Source organism: Streptomyces bluensis (assembly GCF_014650715.1).
Taxonomy (GTDB): Bacteria; Actinomycetota; Actinomycetes; order Streptomycetales; family Streptomycetaceae; genus Streptomyces; species Streptomyces bluensis.
The window spans coordinates 63,678-79,570 of record NZ_BMVM01000024.1 but is presented as its reverse complement, the minus strand read 5'-3'; the positions used below and the strand labels follow the sequence as shown (position 1 = coordinate 79,570).

The window sequence follows — 15,893 nt, the reverse complement described above, 5'->3', positions numbered from 1 at the left end:
CCGGGAACTACTTGCGCATGACTTCCGGCTCGTGGCGGCGCAGGAAGCGGGCCACGAGGACGCCGCAGATCGCGCCGATGGCGATCAGGGCGATCATGTCCAGGGTCCAGACACCGACCGTGTGGTCCCACAGCGGGTCGGTCTGGGTCGGGTCGTCCTTGTTCGGGTTGACCAGGTTGAAGTCCAGCGTGGCGCCCGCCGCGGCGACGGCCCAGCGGGACGGCATCAGGTACGAGAACTCGTTGACGCCCACGGCGCCGTTCAGCGTGAAGAGACAGCCGGTGAAGACGACCTGGATGATCGAGAACATCACCAGCAGCGGCATGGTCTTCTCGGCCGTCTTCACCAGCGCGGAGATCACCAGACCGAACATCATCGCGGTGAAGCCGAGCGCCATGATCGGCAGGCAGAGCTCCAGTTTGGTGAGGGTGCCGAGGACCAGGCCCTCCGAGGGGACCTCGCGCGCGCCGAAGCCGATTCCGCCGACGATCAGGCCCTGGACCATGGTGATCATGCCGAGCACGATGACCTTGGACATCAGGTAGGCCGAGCGGGACAGGCCCGTAGCGCGTTCCCGTTCGTAGATCACCCGTTCCTTGATCAGCTCACGGACGGAGTTGGCCGCGCCGGCGAAGCAGGCGCCGACGGCGAGGATCAGCAGGACGGTGGTGGCGGTGCCGTTGGGCGCCCGCAGACCGCCCGCGCGCGGCTCGTTGGGCAGCAGGTCGTTGCCGGATTCGATGAGCAGGCTGACCGCGCCGAGCACGGCGGGCAGGATCAGCATCAGGGCCATGAAGCCCTTGTCGGAGGCGATGACCGACACGTACCGCCGGACCAGGGTCAGCAGCTGTGAGCCCCAGCCCTGCGGCTTGGGCTGGCGCATCTGCTGTGGCGGAGGCATGTGTACGGACTGCGGGGCGACGGCGTCGATGTCCGCGGCGTACATCTGGTAGTGCTGCGAGCCCTTCCAGCGGCCCGCCCAGTCGTAGTCGCGGTAGTTCTCGAAGGCGGAGAAGACATCGGCCCACGTGCCGTAGCCGAAGAAGTTGAGGGCCTCCTCCGGCGGACCGAAGTAGGCGACGGCACCGCCGGGCGCCATCACCAGAAGTTTGTCGCACAGCGCGAGTTCGGCCACCGAGTGGGTGACGACGAGGACCGTACGGCCGTCGTCGGCGAGGCCGCGCAGCAGTTGCATGACGTCGCGGTCCATGCCCGGGTCGAGACCGGAGGTCGGCTCGTCCAGGAAGATCAGCGACGGCTTGGTGAGCAGTTCCAGGGCCACGGAGACACGCTTGCGCTGGCCGCCGGACAGGGACGTGACCTTCTTGTCCTTGTGGATGTCCAGCTTCAGCTCGCGCAGCACCTCGTCGATGCGGGCCTCGCGCTCCTGGGCCGTGGTGTCGGCGGGGAAGCGCAGCTTGGCCGCGTACTTGAGGGCCTTCTTGACGGTCAGCTCCTTGTGCAGGATGTCGTCCTGCGGGACCAGACCGATGCGCTGGCGCAGCTCGGCGAACTGCTTGTACAGGTTCCGGTTGTCGTAGAGAACGTCGCCCTGGTTGGCCGGGCGGTAACCGGTGAGGGCCTTCAGCAGCGTCGACTTGCCGGAGCCGGACGGACCGATGACCGCGATCAGCGACTTCTCGGGGACGCCGAAGGAGACGTCCTTCAGGATCTGCTTGCCGCCGTCCACGGTGACCGTCAGATGGCGGGCGGAGAAGGAGACCTCACCGGTGTCGACGAACTCCTCAAGGCGGTCGCCGACGAGACGGAACGTGGAGTGGCCGACGCCGACGATGTCGTTCGGGCCGAGCAGCGCCGAGCCGCTCTTGGCGATCGGCACGCCGTTGACGAACGTGCCGTTGTGCGAGCCGAGATCGCGGATCTCGTAGCGGCCGTCGGGCGTGGCGTGGAACTCGGCGTGGTGGCGTGAGACCTGGAGGTCGGAGACGACGAGTTCGTTGTCCAGCGCACGGCCTATGCGCATGACGCGGCCGAGGGCCAGCTGGTGGAACGTGGTCGGGCTGCGGTCGCCGTAGACCGGTGGCGCCCCCGCGACACCACCAGGCCCCTGCTGTGCGTGGCCCCCGGCCGGACCCTGCTGGTGCGGGACCTGCGGCTGCTGCCAGCCCTGTTGGGGTGCGGACTGCGGCGGTGCGGACTGCGGCGGTGCCGCCTGGTGGGCCGCCCACGCCGGGTTCGCGCCCTGAGCCGCGTACGGCTGCTGCGGCTGTACCTGATGTTGTGCCTGCTGTTGTACCTGCTGTTGTACCTGGGGCGTCGCCACGGATGCGGCCGAGCCTTTCAGGCTCAGGCGCGGGCCGTCGGTCGCGTTGCCGAGGTGCACGGCCGAGCCGGGGCCGATCTCCAGGTGGTGGATCCGCTGGCCCTGCACGAATGTGCCGTTGGTGCTGCCGTGGTCCTCGATGACCCAACTCCGGCCGCTCCAGCTGATCGTGGCGTGACGCCAGGAGACTCTGGCGTCGTCGAACACGATGTCTCCCTGTGGATCGCGTCCGAGCGTGTATGACCTGGACGGGTCGAGCGTCCAGGTTTGTCCATTGGATTCCAGTACGAGTTCCGGCACTCCATGCCCCACTGAGTTGTCCCCCGAGTTACCCCCGTCGCGGGGAGTCTAGGGATGTCGAACATCGGGTGGAACTATTTCAGGCTCGGCCCCCTGACTGAAAGCCGGGCCTTGCGAAGCCTGCGAACCAGGGCGTCGACCGGTCCCGTTGACGGGGTTGAAACCGGGCCGGAGAGTGGTAATCCGACGCGAGGGGGATATCTGCGGTGGAACGCCGCGGGGCTGATCGGGGGTCCGACCATGAGCACCGGTACCTCGCAGCAGGCCCGGGGTATCCCCTGGGGCGATGTCCTGCTCTCCGCGATCGCCGCCGTGAGCTGGGCGTTGATCGGAATGGCGGGGACGGCGGCGCTCGGTCTGCGTCTGCTCGAAGCGGACTCTGCGGGCCCGCTCGGGCCGATGACCGCCGCGGTTGTGGCCCTTGGTGTGGGTGGTTCCGTCACCCCGTCGGGTGGTGTCTCCTTCTTTGGCCTGGAAGGAGCGCATGCGACCACCGCCATCGAGATTTCGCCACTCGGTGTGGGGCTCGTGGGGGCGGTCCTGCTGTCGTGGTTCTTCCTGCGGTCCTTGCGCGGAGCTGGGACTGTGATCGCGCCCGCCGAACTCCTCGCGCGCGCGGGCGCGCTGCTCGTGCTGTTCGCCGCCGTGCTGGGCGGCATCGCCCGGGCCGGTCACAGCGGCATGGACCGGCTCGGCGACCTCGCGGACGTCAGGTCGAGGATCGGCTTCACGGTGAACACCGCGCCCACGCTGCTGGGCGGTCTGATCTGGTGCACAGGCGTCCTGGTGATCGCTCTGCTCACCTCCCGCCACACTCCCCTGCCGCCCGGCTGGGCCACGGTGCACAAGGTGGTACGGCCCGCCGTGTCCGCCCTGATCAGCATGTTGCTGATGGCGGTCCTCGCGGGCCTCGCGGCGGCGGCGTACGCGGCGATCGGTGACGACAACCCCGAGCGGATCGCGGGCGCGGCGCTGCTGGGTGCGCCCAACGGGGTCTGGCTGGGCATCCCGATCGGTCTCTTCGTGCCGTGGAACGGCCGGGCCACCGGTGAACTGGCCGCCCTGCTGCCCGGCCCGCTCGACGAGCTGCTCCACGCCGACTCCGGCCGGCGCGTCACGCTCGGCCGGCTGGCCGAACTGGACGGAAACGTCTGGTGGTTGGGGGCGGGGGCGGCCCTCATGATGCTGTTCGCGGGCGTACTGACCGCCGTGCGTACGCCTTATACGTCTCATACGTCTTGCGTTCGGGACTCGTCCGCCGTCGTTGGACGAAGGCCGCCCGGTGCGGATGGACCAGGCGGGGGTCCGCTCGGGTTCGTGGGGCGCTGCGCACTTCGGCTCGGGGTCGCGACGGCGCTGATACTGCCGCTGCTGGCCTGGCTGACGGAGGTGTCCGTGGACGCCTCGCTGTCGGTGCTCGGCTTCGGCGCGTTCGGGGCAGGCATGGAGCTCCACGGGAACCTGGGGATGGCGCTGCCGCTGGGGGCGCTGTGGGGTGCGGGCGCCGGGGCCACCGGGGCGTTGCTCGCGTGCGCGAGCGGGGCGGCGGGACGCAACGCCTTGCCGTGGGCGCGGGGTGACGTGGAGGCTGCGCCGGGCACTGCGACGTCCCCGGGCGCCGGGGCCGGGACTTACGCGCCGAGTGCGCCGTACCGGCCGCGGCACCCGGACACCAATCCGTACCTGGGGCTGCCCGAAGGTCCACGGAGGCCTGGGGACGGGCGGTCGGCCTCGGGGAGCGCCGCGCAGCCCGACGGCGGGGATCGGTCCGGCGGTGCGCCGCCGCCCGGCGCCGCGGGGTCTGAGCAGGAGACCGACGTGTACGGGGGACCCACGGTGTCCCGGCCGTTTCCCCCGCCACCGAGGCGGCCTCCGCAGCGCCCCCGGTCGAGTTCCCGCGACCGGCCGGAGCCGCCGCCACGGGGGCGTTGAGGCGCCGCGCATCCGGGTCACGGCGCCCACGGTCCAGGCGTACGTCATCCGCCCGCAACCCAGTGTTCGCCGTCCGCTGGGCGGACCTCGGAGGCGACGGGCACTGCGTGCCGGATACGGTGGGAACACCATGAGCGCTTCGCAGACCTCTGACGCCCCCACTCTCCTCGTCAAGATCTTCGGCAGGGACCGGCCGGGCATCACGGCCGGGCTCTTCGACACCCTCGCCGACTACTCCGTCGACGTCGTCGACATCGAGCAGGTCGTCACCCGTGGCCGCCTGGTGCTGTGCGCACTCGTGACCCTGCCGCCCGGCGGGCGCGAGGGCGATCTGCGGGCCACCGTCCACAACTGGGCGGAGTCCATGAAGATGCAGGCGGAGATCATCTCCGGGCTCGGCGACAACCGTCCGCGTGGCCTCGGGCGCTCCCTCGTCACCGTGCTCGGGCACCCGCTGACCGCCGAGTCGACGGCCCGCATCGCCGCGCGGATCACGGCGACCGGCGGCAACATCGACCGTATCTTCCGGCTCGCCAAGTACCCGGTGACCGCGGTCGAGTTCGCCGTGTCGGGTACGGAGCCGGAGACGCTGCGAACGGCTCTCGTGACCGAGTCGGCGGCGCTGGGCGTGGATGTGGCGGTGGTGGCGGCCGGGCTGCACCGGCGGGCCCAGCGGCTGGTGGTCATGGACGTGGACTCGACGCTCATCCAGGACGAGGTGATCGAGCTCTTCGCCGCCCACGCCGGGTGCGAGAAGGAGGTCGCCGAGGTGACGGCGGCCGCGATGCGCGGCGAATTGGACTTCGAGCAGTCACTGCACGCGCGCGTGGCGCTCCTCGAAGGGCTCGACGCCTCGGTGGTGGAGAAGGTACGCAGCGAGGTACGGCTCACGCCGGGGGCGCGCACACTGATCCGTACGCTGAAGCGGCTCGGCTTCCAGGTAGGGGTCGTCTCGGGTGGGTTCACCCAGGTCACGGACGATCTGAGGGAGCGGCTCGGGCTCGACTTCGCGCAGGCCAACACGCTGGAGATCGTCGGCGGCAAGCTCACGGGCAGGGTCGTCGGCGAGATCGTGGACCGGGCGGGCAAGGCGCGGCTGCTGCGGCGCTTCGCGGCCGAGGCGGGCGTGCCGCTGGCGCAGACGGTGGCGATCGGTGACGGTGCGAACGACCTGGACATGCTGAACGCGGCCGGGCTGGGCGTCGCCTTCAACGCCAAGCCGGTGGTGCGGGAGGCCGCGCACACCGCGGTGAACTTCCCCTTCCTCGACACGGTCCTCTACCTGCTGGGTGTGACCCGGGAAGAGGTCGAGGCGGCGGACATGCACGACGAGGACGTCTGACGCGTCTGGGACGCCGTACCGCACGAGCAGGCCGTACGGGGCCGTACAGAGGCCGTCCGGAGATGTCATGAAGGGGCCCGGCACCGATGGGGTGCCGGGCCCTCGTCGCTCGGTGGGTGCCCTTACTCCGTGGGCGCCCAGTAGTCGAGCAGTGCGGCCACGCCCGGCTCCAGGGTCTTCCAGGTGCCGTCGATGGAGAGCACGGCGAAGGCGGCGGCGGGGAAGCCACGGCGGCTCATCCGCTCCCGGGCGTCGCTCTCGGAGCGGCCGGCCAGGATGTCGGCGAGGCCCTGAACGCCGGGGTTGTGGCCGATCAGGAGGATGTTCTGGGCGTCGTCGGGGAGCTCGTTGAGCACCTCGATCAGCTCGCCGGGCGAGGCCTCGTAGATCCGCTCCTCATAGACCGTTTTCGGCCGATGGGGCAGCTCCTGGACGGCGAGCTTCCAGGTCTCGCGGGTACGGACCGCGGTGGAGCAGAGGGCCAGATCGAAGGGGATGCCGGAGTCGGCCAGCTTGCGGCCGGCGACGGCGGCGTCCATACGGCCCCGGTCGGCGAGCGGCCGCTCGTGGTCGGTCACCTGTGGCCAGTCGGCCTTCGCATGCCGGAAGAGAACAATCCTGCGGGGTTCTGCGACGCTCATGCGTCCCAGCTTCGCATGAAACACGCCATGGGGCGCAGGGAGTTGAGAGCGACGCTGCGTCCTTGTCACGGCACGCCGTGCAGCAGGGCCTGCTGTATCCGCTCGAAGAGGTGAGCCGGCGCGGGTCCGGTGGTCGCAGCCTGGGCGTCCGAGGGGTTGAGGATCATGAGCAGCAGGGCGACGAAGGCGAGCATGGGCAGGACGAGGGCCCACCAGGGCAGCCGGACGCCGACGCCGTACGTGGTCGCCGGGTGGGGCCTGGTGTGCGTACGGGCCGACATGCCGCCTCCGTGGGTCCTTGAGTGGTCCGCTGGCCGCGTCCTCGCGGCCACATCTCGAAGCTACGGAATGCGAGCCCCTCAACCCATCCGGTGATCCACCCACTTGACCCTGACCCTCACCCCCTAGGGGATGGGGGTGCCAGCCCCACCATGGCCCGATCAGACGCGCAAAGACTCGCGGACGCGGGGCGTCGGCGCGGCTCAGTCAGGCAAGGCCGTCGTCACCGCGAGGCGACCGTCACGGCAAGGCGATCATCACGGCTGGACGGTCGTCACGGCGAAGCGATCGTCACGGCTGGACGGTCGTCACGGCGAAGCGATCGTCGCGATGACGCCGATGATCACGAAGATGGCGAAGAACGCGCCGAACACGATCAGCATCTTCTTCTGGCCGTTCTGGGGGTTCGGGTCGAGCACAGGCATGCCGTCAGTCTCGCACCTTCGTCCGCCCGGCCGCCGCCGGGGTCGCCCCGCCGCGAGGCTCAGCGGGCGGCCAGCGGCCGGCGCGGGGCCTCGTCCTCCACGGTCCGGGGCCGGCCCGCCAGGACGCCCACCACGATCTGCGGGATCATCAGGCCCGTCATCAGGGCGATCGGCAGGCCCCAGCCGCCGCTGTGCTGGTAGAGGACGCCGACCAGAAGCGGCCCCGGGATCGAGATCAGGTAGCCGGTGCTCTGCGCGAAGGCGGACAGCTTGGCGACACCGGCGGAGGTCCGCGCCCGCATCCCCACCATCGTGAGAGCCAGCGGGAAGGCGCAGTTCGAGACGCCGATCAGCATCGCCCAGGCCCAGGCGCCGCCCGCCGGGGCGACGTACAGACCCGCGTACCCGGCGAGGCCGCACAGGCCCAGGACCACCACGATCGGGCCCTGGTGCGGCAAGCGCGTGGCGAGCCGGGGGATCACGAAGGCCAGCGGCACGCCCATCACCATCGTGACGGCCAGCAGCAGGCCCGCCGTACCGGCCGGGACACCCGCGTCGCGGAAGATCTGCGCCATCCAGCCCATCGCGATGTACGCGGCGGTCGCCTGGAGCCCGAAGAACACGGCGAGCGCCCAGGCCGTACGGCTCCGGGTGATGCGCGGCGCGTCAGGGTCCTGCCGAGGCGACGGCACACCCCGAGCGGCGCCGGCCGCGGAGACGTCCCCCCGCGCGCGTGCCATCGCCATCCACGGCAGTGCGGCCGCCACGGCGAGCACCGCCCACGCGACGAGGCCCGACGGCCAGCTCCCGCCCAGGGCGCCGGTCATGGGGACGGTGAGCGCCGCGGCGGCCGAGGTGCCGAGGGCGAGGGCCATGGAGTACAGGCCGGTCATGGAGCCCACGCGGTCGGGGAACCAGCGCTTGACGATCACCGGCATCAGGACGTTGCTGACAGCGATGCCCATCAGGGCGAGCGCACTGGCGGCCAGGAAGCCCGCCGTGGTGCCGGCGTAGGGCCGGACCGCCAGGCCGGTGGCGATGGCGAGCATGCCCGCGCAGACCACGGCATCCGGCCCGAAGCGGCGGGCGAGCCGGGGTGCCATGGCTCCGAAGACCGCGAAGCAGAGCGTCGGTACGGAGGTGAGCAGCCCGGCGACGCTGCCGCTCATGCCGAGCCCGGCGCGCACCTCTTCGAGGAGGGCTCCGAGGCTGGTGATGGCGGGGCGCAGGTTGAGGGCCGCGAGGACGATGCCCACGACCACGAGACGCGTTGCCCACGCGCGCGTGGGGGCCGTTTCGCCCGGGGACGCGGCATCCGGGGAGTCGGCCGGGCCGCCGGCTCCGGACTCCGTGTACGCCGAGCCGCGTGCCCGGGGTTCGGTCCGGGTCGTCGGGGCCGTCTTCGTCCGTATCTCCTCGCACGCCATGCGGCCCATCATAGAATCATGGGATGATTGGTTGTCCACTCCCCCGCTCCCTGTGCCTCGCTGCCGTTCGCTGCCGGGGACTTCGTGCGAAGGTAATGCCATGCCGCTGAGCCATCCCCGCCGTTCGGCGCTGTCCGAGCAGGTCATCGCCGCGCTGCGGAACCAGATCGCCTCGGGCGAGTGGCCGGTCGGCTCCCGCATCCCCACCGAGCCCGAGCTGGTCGAGCAGCTGGGCGTGGCCCGCAACACGGTCCGCGAGGCCGTGCGGGCCCTGGCGCACAACGGCCTGCTGGACATCCGCCAGGGCTCCGGCACGTACGTCGTCGCGACCAGCGAGCTGGCGGGAGTGATGCACCGCCGCTTCGCGGACGCCGATCCGGAGCACATCGCCGAGTTGCGCTCCGCGCTGGAGTCGAGCGCCGCGCGGCTGGCCGCCGAGCGGCGCACCGAGAAGGACCTCAAGCAGCTCGACGCGCTCCTCGTCCGGCGTGAGGAGGCCTGGGCGTCGGGCGACGCCGAGGCCTTCGTGGCCGCGGACGCGACGTTCCACATGGCGGTGGTGGCCGCGTCCCACAACGACCCCATGACGGCGATGTACGCGGATCTGGGCGAGGTGCTGCGGGACTGGCTGCGCTGGGACGTCGGCCAGGAGCTGACCCCGGGGACGTACATGGAGCACACCCGGCTCGTCGACGCGATCCGCACGGGCGACGCGGAGGCGGCCGCCGCGGAGGCCGCGAGCTATCCGTTCACGTGCCGTCCAGGTCGTCCGGGGCGCCCCGGACGTCCGGGGCATTCGACGAGGGCAGCGGCCTCTGGTGGCTGACCCACGCCGAGCGGACCTCCTTCCAGCAGCGGCCGGTGAGCCGCACGGTGCGCGCGGGACCGACCTCCACCGGGGAGCCGTCGCTGTCGATGTCCCACCAGCGGTCGCACTCGATGTGGAGACGTACGCGGTCGATGTCCACGTAGGCGTTGTGGCAGTAGGCGACCACGCGGGAGCCGGTGATGTTCGTGCGGCACTCCGCCCCGAACGGATCACCCTCGGCGGGCGGTTGCGCACCTGCGGGCGCATGGGGCACGGCCTCGTACGACAGCACGACCAGGAGGGCGGCGACGACCGCGGTCACCGGGGCGACGATGCGGAACAGACGCACAAGGGAGACCTCCTCGGCCGGGCTGGGGAGGACCACGTGGTGAACCGCAGTCACGTGGTGAAGGCGTAATCCCAGAGTGCGAGCCGTCCCCGTCCTCCGCCCGGCCGGATGGGCCGAACGGGGGACACGACAGGACGACGCACCGAGGGCCCGCATCCGCGGGGACGCGGGCCCTCGGTCGTCGGCCGGGCCTCAGCGGCAGCGGTCACGCACCGATCGCGTGCAGACCGCCGTCCACGTGGATGATCTCGCCGGTGGTCTTGGGGAACCAGTCGCTGAGCAGCGCGACGACACCCTTGCCGGCCGGCTCCGGGTCCTTGAGGTCCCACTCCAGCGGGGAGCGGTTGTCCCAGATGGCGGCCAGGCCGTCGAAGCCAGGGATGGACTTGGCGGCCATGGAGCCGAGAGGGCCGGCGGAGATGAGGTTGCAGCGGATGTTCTGCTTGCCCAGGTCGCGCGCGATGTAGCGGCTGGTGGCCTCCAGGGCGGCCTTGGCCGGGCCCATCCAGTCGTACTGCGGCCAGGCGAACTGGGCGTCGAAGGTGAGGCCGACGACCGAGCCGCCGTTCTGCATCAGCGGCAGGCAGGCCATGGTGAGCGACTTCAGGGAGTACGCCGAGACGTGCATGGCCGTGGCGACGGACTCGAACGGCGTGTTGAGGAAGTTGCCGCCGAGGGCGTCCTGCGGGGCGAAGCCGATGGAGTGGACGACGCCGTCGAGGCCGCCGAGTTCCTCGCCGACGACGTCGGCCAGGCGGCCCATGTGCTCGTCGTTGGTGACGTCGAGCTCGATGACCTTGGTGGGCTTCGGGAGCTTCTTGGCGATGCGCTCGGTCAGGGTCGGCCGCGGGAACGCGGTGAGGATGATCTCGGCGCCCTGCTCCTGCGCCAGCTTGGCGGTGTGGAAGGCGATGGAGGACTCCATCAGCACGCCGGTGATCAGGATGCGCTTGCCCTCAAGGATTCCGCTCATGGTTCAGTGACCCATTCCCAGTCCGCCGTCTACGGGGATGACGGCTCCAGTGATGTACGAGGCGTCGTCCGAGGTGAGGAACCGCACCGTCGCGGCGACCTCCTCGGGCTGCGCGTACCGGCCGAGCGGCACCTGCGACACGATGTTCGCGCGCTGCTCGTCGGTGAGGACCTTGGTCATGTCGGTGTCGACGAAGCCGGGCGCGACGACGTTGAAGGTGATGTTGCGCGAACCGAGCTCACGGGCCAGGGAGCGCGCGAAGCCGACCAGGGCGGCCTTGGAGGCGGCGTAGTTGGCCTGCCCCGGGCCGCCGTACAGACCGACGACCGAGGAGATGAGGACGACACGGCCCTTCTTGGCGCGCAGCATGCCGCGGTTGGCGCGCTTGACGACACGGAAGGCGCCGGTGAGGTTGGTGTCGATGACCGAGGTGAAGTCCTCCTCGGACATGCGCATCAGCAGCTGGTCCTTGGTGACGCCGGCGTTGGCGACGAGGACCTCGACCGGGCCGTGCTCGGCCTCGATCTCCTTGTAGGCCTGCTCCACCTGCTCGCTGTCGGTGATGTCGCACTTGACGGCGAGGAAGCCTTCCTTCTGAAGAGCCTCCGGGTCACCGGAACGGTATGTGATCGCGACCTTGTCGCCGGCGTCGGCGAAAGCGCGGGCGATGGCGAGGCCGATGCCCCGGTTGCCTCCGGTGACGAGAACCGAGCGGCTCAACGGATCACCCTTTCCATAGCGGTCTGGACGCCCGCCCGACCAGCTGGCGGACAGGCGGCTTCTCCAAAAACCTATCGGTCCGTCCTGCTGGGCAGGGAATCGGGCACCGACAGTGGCACGGGGGACTCACTGTCGGGTCCCTACAGTCGTCGCGGTCCGTCAGTCCGCCATTCCGGGGGCATGAGCGGGCAGTCCCTCGCCGCGCGCCGTCTCAAGCATCCTGCGGTCGTACGTCACTACCGCGGTCAGGTCGTCCCGCAGCGACAGTGCGCTGGCCACATGGATGGCATCCAACGTTCTCAGGCGCCCGACCAGGAGAGCCGCACTGTCACGCACCTCCCGGGTGAGGAGGATCTCGGTGATCCGGGCCTCCAGGTCCTCCATCGCCTTCGGAAAGTGCCCCATGAGGTCCAGAGTCCGTACGGTCTCCACGAAGCCGAGCGTGCTGGTGGCGAGCGGCTGCGTGACTCCCTGCTGGAGGAAGGCGTCCAACTCGGCCCAGTGGTTGCGGCGGGTCATCCACGTGACCAGGGCCGACGTGTCCATGTAGATCAACGGTCGTCCGCCTCGCGCTCGGCCAGGAGCAGCGCCACGGGGTCGACGTCCTCCGGCACCTCGTAGTGCGGCATGCTGTGCCGGTCGGCGGCGGTGACCGGCTTCAGCTCGATCTTTCCTTGCGCCACCAAGTGCGCGTACCGCTCCATGGGGCCGCCGGCCGGCGACAGTATGGCGATCACGTTGCCGTGCCGGGTGACCTGGATCGCCTCCCCCTTCTCGACACGGGCGAAGACGGCGCTGGGGTTGTACGAGAACTCGCGGACGGAGATGGTGCTCATGGGGTACCCCTTCGGCAGGCCGGAGCATGTACCTACATCACAGAAAGTGTAAGCACGTTTTGCGGCGTCTACGGTGCACGACGTGCCAGTACCACTCCTGCTAGGGCATCGATGCTCTGGTTCAGTTGCTGCACGGGCTGGTTCAGGTCCAGCACATGGCGGTGCAGTCTGACCTCACCGTCGGCCACTGGCACGCGTACGACGTCGGCACGGCCGGAGGCGTACACCAGGTGACCGTCCATGAGACCTAGGCGTATGCAATATGCGAGCATCTGGTAGAGGTCGTCCCGGTGGAAGCCGTGCTTGTACTTGGCGTCGACGACCACTGCGGCCCGGCTCCCTCCGGAAGGCGCCGGGAGGTAGTGGACCAGGTCGGGTTTGAGGACGTACTTGCGCGGCGGGGCGAGGAAGTGGGCGCGGTCTTGCGTCTTGTACCTGCCTCCCGCCCTGCGGGTCAGCGCCTCCCCCAGCGCGCGGGCTAGGAACGCCTCGTACACGCGCCACATCTGGAACATCACCCCGTCGACGGTGATGGCCCGCCCGTCTTCCAGTTCGTACGACGCCCCGGCGAGTATGAGTTCGGCGAGGGCGAGGGAGCGGTGGTAGCGCGCGTTCAGGCGGTTTCGCCGCCATGGTCGCAGGGGGACACCGGGGACTGGCGGCGTGACCCCGTCCAGGCGTGCTGCCAGGGCGTGGAGTGCCGTGCGCTGCGCCCCGTCGACTCCTGGAACGCGCAGCAGCCGCCGTGCGGCGCCGAGCAGCAACTGGTTCTCCGCGATGTCGACGGTGTGCTCGTCGTAGGCGACCTCCAGCGGCAGCGCGAGTCCGGGGCGGCGGCTCATCTGTGCCGCCGCCCGTAGTCTGCCGCGCAGGACGGGCTGTGACGCTTCCGTCTCCCGGTAACCGAGCAGCACCCCTTGCCGCAGGGCCCTTTGCGCGGCCCGCGTGTAGGCGCGGGCGACAGCCGGCAGGAGGTCGGTGCGGGTCGCGGCGTCGACCGGGCCACCGTCGTGCAGCCACTGTTCCTCGGCGTAACCGAGGAGGTGGAGGAGCCGGTCCACGGGCACCTTGGGTTCGACGGACAACCGGACCTGTGCGGGGCCGCGGCCTACTCGGGCGGCGCCGACTCGGTCGCGGGCCTCGAGGCGGCACCAGCCGGGGCGGCGGGAGGGCCGTACCTTGACGTGTTCGCTGTCGTCGAGGGCCACGATCTGCGCGGGGGTGAGTTGCCACTCGCTCCAGCCGTCGGCCTCCTTCAGCCGAACCGGCGGCGCGTCGGTCACGGGGCACCGCCGGTGCCGTCAGCGCCGTCAGCACTCTCGGCATCCTCCGCGTCTTCCTCGCCGATGCCGAGGTGGCGGAGCAGCTCGTCGAGCGCGTATTCGGCCGACACGTCGATGTCGTCTCCCCAGTGGAACTCGGTGAGCAGCGGGATGATCTGGGTCCGCCACAGCCGTTCGAGTGCGGCACGCCCACCGTGGGCAAGGGGCTGCATGAAGTACGACGGGCCGATACGGAACCCCTGGTCGCCCGAGGGGCTTTGGCCGATGCGCCGGTTGAGCTCGGCGAGGAGCTTCGCCGCGTCCTGGGACTGGCCCCTGTCTTCCAGCCACCGCTCCAGCATGCCGTCCAGCGGCTCGACCTCGGGGTGCAGCTCCATGAAGGAGAAGCGCCGCCGCATCGCCGCGTCCATGAGGGAGACGCTGCGGTCGGTGGTGTTCATGGTGCCGAGGATGAACAGGTTGGGCGGCAGCCGGAATCCGTTGCCGTCGTCCGAGCCGTACTGGAGGTGGATGTACTGCTTGCGGTATTCGAGCAGGAAGTACAGCTCGCCAAAGACCTTGGCGAGATTGCCACGCGTCATCTCGTCGATGACCAGCACGAAGATCTCGGCGGGCCTGAGTTCGGCAGCGTCGGCGAGCCTGCGCAGCGGTCCCTTCGCCAGATGGAAGACCACGCCCGAGCCGCCGTCCGGGCCGGTGTCGGCGCCCTGCTTGGTGAGTCGGGGCCGGATGCCCTCGAAGAAGTCCTCGTAGGAGTAGGCGGGGTGGAACTGCACCAGACGTACGTTGCCCGGGTTGCCGCCGGTCAGGTGGCGGGCGAGGGCCAGCGCGGTGAAGGTCTTGCCGGTGCCGGGCGGGCCATGGAAGACCAGTTGGGGTTTGGCGCGCAGCAGTTCCACGCACTCCTGGAGCCAGGTCGAGTTCTCCTCCTGAGTGAGTTCGTCGAGCAGGTCCTTGGTGACATCGGGCAGTTGAGGCTCGATGTCGGCGGGCGGCACCTCCTCCACAGGGTCGGGTCCGATGAGCGCTTCGAGACGGGGCGCGAACTCGCTTATGTCGACGATCCGGGCGTCGGCGTCTCCGAGCCGGCCTAGCAGTGCGTCGCCGAGGTCCTTGACGATGTCGAGCGGGGCGTCGAGGTTGCGCCAGTCGACTCTGCGCCGGTATGCACCCGTGGTGCCCGGCTCATACACGGCCGGGCCGCCCACCACCCCGAGGTATCCCTTGGTGCCGTCCGTGCACACCACGATGTCGCCCTCCTGTATCCGGGCGACGAAGGTGTGCACCTCCTTGGCCAGCTCCTCGCGGCGGCTCGCGGACAGCGACTCGTACGCGTCGTCGATGGCCTTGCGCACCCGCTGCGGGCCTGCGCCCGTGGGCAGTGGTGACATGCGCCCCGCCCCGAGGGTGACCACGGACTCGTCGCGCCAGAGCGTCCGGATGAGGCTCGCGCCGGCGTCGTCGGTGCCGCGCAGTACCCAGACCCGGCGGGGCCGCTCGGGCAAGGCGGGGTCGTCGGCCGGTTCGCCCAGGACGAGCGCGGTGATGTCCGCGCGGCTCAGCTTCCTTTCGGGCAAGGCTCGTACGACGTCCATGCTGGAGGTCTGCTCGTCGAGGAGGCGGTCCTCGCTGAGCAGGTTCCGCCACGTCTCGATCTCGTTCGACAGCAGCGTGATGCCGATGCCCACCGTCGTGCCCTCGGAGTCGAGCGCTAGGTGCCAGCCATCGGGACGGGTGCCCTGGAAGACCGAGGCGAGGGTGTACGCGTCGACTTCGTACTCTGCGGCGAGGTCCTCGATGTCCAGCCAGTGGCCGTCGGGGAGGAGTTGGAGGAGAGCAGCGGCCGCGTCGAACGCCTCCCGGTCCCTGCGCCAGTCCATATAGCGGTCGCCGGCCTCGCTGAGGAAGTCCACCGGCTTGGGGAACTCGGCGAGGGCCTGGACACCAAGCCCCGTCAGCCGCCAGACCCGACCCTTGCGACATAACCAGCCAGCCTTGACCAGGCTGGTGGCGTTGTGACTCAGGTTGACGTCGATGCCCCGCGTTGCATTCGGCGCGACGGCCCAGAAGTCATCCTCCAGGCTTGGATCGGCCGCCTGGACCAGCGGCCACAACCGCCGGAACGGAAGTCCGTCCTGGGTGTGCTCGAGAAGCACCGTCGCAGCCTGGTGGACCGCCCTGGCGCTGATCTCGAAAGGCGTGCTCACGGGTTCCCTCCGTCCGGAGTTGACCTTCAACTCCACCCACCAGAGAGGCTAACTCCGAGCACTGACAATCACCGGGCCACCGACCGC

The 15,893-nt window shown here is 70.2% G+C and carries 15 protein-coding genes; 3 read left to right on the top strand and 12 right to left on the bottom strand.

What is annotated here, in order from left to right:
• Positions 1 to 7: 7 nt before the first annotated feature.
• Positions 8 to 2,584, bottom strand: coding sequence for an FHA domain-containing protein (locus IE262_RS35620; RefSeq protein ID WP_189879592.1), 2,577 nt, complete (start codon positions 2,582 to 2,584; stop codon positions 8 to 10).
• Positions 2,585 to 2,824: 240 nt separating this feature from the next.
• Here IE262_RS35620 and IE262_RS35615 point away from each other — a divergent pair, with 240 nt between their 5' ends.
• Together IE262_RS35615 and serB are read left to right on the top strand one after the other, a co-directional pair.
• Entirely contained in the window at positions 2,825 to 4,516 is a 1,692-nt protein-coding gene (locus IE262_RS35615; RefSeq protein WP_189879589.1) for a streptophobe family protein, read from the top strand.
• 130 nt (positions 4,517 to 4,646) lie between these two features.
• Positions 4,647 to 5,858: a phosphoserine phosphatase SerB gene (gene serB, locus IE262_RS35610; RefSeq protein ID WP_134040670.1), complete on the top strand. Its 1,212-nt coding sequence runs from the start codon at positions 4,647 to 4,649 to the stop codon at positions 5,856 to 5,858.
• A 122-nt stretch (positions 5,859 to 5,980) separates the two neighbouring features.
• Here the strand turns inward: serB and IE262_RS35605 are convergent, their stop codons facing one another.
• From IE262_RS35605 to IE262_RS35595, 4 genes are all read right to left on the bottom strand, one after another.
• Positions 5,981 to 6,499, bottom strand: coding sequence for a SixA phosphatase family protein (locus IE262_RS35605; protein WP_134040671.1), 519 nt, complete (start codon positions 6,497 to 6,499; stop codon positions 5,981 to 5,983).
• A 65-nt stretch (positions 6,500 to 6,564) separates the two neighbouring features.
• A complete protein-coding gene (locus IE262_RS35600) occupies positions 6,565 to 6,780 on the bottom strand; it encodes a hypothetical protein (protein ID WP_134040672.1) in 216 nt (71 codons plus the stop codon).
• Between the two features lie 306 nt (positions 6,781 to 7,086).
• A complete protein-coding gene (locus IE262_RS40300; RefSeq protein ID WP_134040673.1) occupies positions 7,087 to 7,203 on the bottom strand; it encodes an SGM_5486 family transporter-associated protein in 117 nt (38 codons plus the stop codon).
• A 59-nt stretch (positions 7,204 to 7,262) separates the two neighbouring features.
• A complete protein-coding gene (locus IE262_RS35595) occupies positions 7,263 to 8,630 on the bottom strand; it encodes a CynX/NimT family MFS transporter (RefSeq protein WP_229877840.1) in 1,368 nt (455 codons plus the stop codon).
• Positions 8,631 to 8,730: 100 nt separating this feature from the next.
• Here IE262_RS35595 and IE262_RS35590 point away from each other — a divergent pair, with 100 nt between their 5' ends.
• The gene (locus tag IE262_RS35590; RefSeq protein ID WP_134040675.1) at positions 8,731 to 9,456 is read left to right on the top strand and encodes a FadR/GntR family transcriptional regulator; all 726 of its coding nucleotides are present in this window, start codon (positions 8,731 to 8,733) and stop codon (positions 9,454 to 9,456) included.
• Here IE262_RS35590 and IE262_RS35585 read toward each other — a convergent pair.
• The 7 genes from IE262_RS35585 to IE262_RS35555 all read right to left on the bottom strand — a co-directional run bounded on the left by IE262_RS35585 (position 9,380) and on the right by IE262_RS35555 (position 15,806).
• Positions 9,380 to 9,787, bottom strand: coding sequence for a hypothetical protein (locus IE262_RS35585; protein ID WP_189879617.1), 408 nt, complete (start codon positions 9,785 to 9,787; stop codon positions 9,380 to 9,382). The two genes, IE262_RS35590 and IE262_RS35585, sit on opposite strands and share 77 nt — an antisense overlap.
• Before the next feature lie 205 nt (positions 9,788 to 9,992).
• The gene (fabI, locus tag IE262_RS35580) at positions 9,993 to 10,760 is read right to left on the bottom strand and encodes an enoyl-ACP reductase FabI (protein WP_134040676.1); all 768 of its coding nucleotides are present in this window, start codon (positions 10,758 to 10,760) and stop codon (positions 9,993 to 9,995) included.
• 3 nt (positions 10,761 to 10,763) lie between these two features.
• Complete coding sequence (gene fabG, locus IE262_RS35575; RefSeq protein WP_134040677.1) at positions 10,764 to 11,480, bottom strand: 3-oxoacyl-[acyl-carrier-protein] reductase; 717 nt, start codon at positions 11,478 to 11,480, stop codon at positions 10,764 to 10,766.
• A gap of 159 nt (positions 11,481 to 11,639) precedes the next feature.
• Positions 11,640 to 12,026 (bottom strand): type II toxin-antitoxin system VapC family toxin, encoded by a 387-nt coding sequence (locus IE262_RS35570; RefSeq protein WP_229877837.1) that lies wholly within the window; start codon positions 12,024 to 12,026, stop codon positions 11,640 to 11,642.
• A 5-nt stretch (positions 12,027 to 12,031) separates the two neighbouring features.
• Positions 12,032 to 12,316 (bottom strand): type II toxin-antitoxin system Phd/YefM family antitoxin, encoded by a 285-nt coding sequence (locus IE262_RS35565; protein ID WP_189879586.1) that lies wholly within the window; start codon positions 12,314 to 12,316, stop codon positions 12,032 to 12,034.
• Positions 12,317 to 12,384: 68 nt separating this feature from the next.
• A complete protein-coding gene (locus IE262_RS35560) occupies positions 12,385 to 13,599 on the bottom strand; it encodes an McrC family protein (RefSeq protein ID WP_189879585.1) in 1,215 nt (404 codons plus the stop codon).
• Complete coding sequence (locus IE262_RS35555) at positions 13,596 to 15,806, bottom strand: AAA family ATPase (RefSeq protein ID WP_189879584.1); 2,211 nt, start codon at positions 15,804 to 15,806, stop codon at positions 13,596 to 13,598. Before IE262_RS35555 ends, IE262_RS35560 begins: the two co-directional genes overlap by 4 nt.
• Positions 15,807 to 15,893: the final 87 nt, after the last annotated feature.

Excerpts from the sequence above, each read along its gene's own strand:
- IE262_RS35615 (WP_189879589.1), top strand. The coding sequence starts at position 2,825 with ATGAGCACCGGTACCTCGCAGCAGGCCCGGGGTATCCCCTGGGGCGAT.
- serB (WP_134040670.1), top strand. The coding sequence starts at position 4,647 with ATGAGCGCTTCGCAGACCTCTGACGCCCCCACTCTCCTCGTCAAGATC.
- IE262_RS35605 (WP_134040671.1), bottom strand. The coding sequence starts at position 6,499 with ATGAGCGTCGCAGAACCCCGCAGGATTGTTCTCTTCCGGCATGCGAAG.
- IE262_RS35600 (WP_134040672.1), bottom strand. The coding sequence starts at position 6,780 with ATGTCGGCCCGTACGCACACCAGGCCCCACCCGGCGACCACGTACGGC.
- IE262_RS40300 (WP_134040673.1), bottom strand. The coding sequence starts at position 7,203 with ATGCCTGTGCTCGACCCGAACCCCCAGAACGGCCAGAAGAAGATGCTG.
- IE262_RS35595 (WP_229877840.1), bottom strand. The coding sequence starts at position 8,630 with ATGGCGTGCGAGGAGATACGGACGAAGACGGCCCCGACGACCCGGACC.
- IE262_RS35590 (WP_134040675.1), top strand. The coding sequence starts at position 8,731 with ATGCCGCTGAGCCATCCCCGCCGTTCGGCGCTGTCCGAGCAGGTCATC.
- fabI (WP_134040676.1), bottom strand. The coding sequence starts at position 10,760 with ATGAGCGGAATCCTTGAGGGCAAGCGCATCCTGATCACCGGCGTGCTG.
- IE262_RS35570 (WP_229877837.1), bottom strand. The coding sequence starts at position 12,026 with ATGGACACGTCGGCCCTGGTCACGTGGATGACCCGCCGCAACCACTGG.
- IE262_RS35565 (WP_189879586.1), bottom strand. The coding sequence starts at position 12,316 with ATGAGCACCATCTCCGTCCGCGAGTTCTCGTACAACCCCAGCGCCGTC.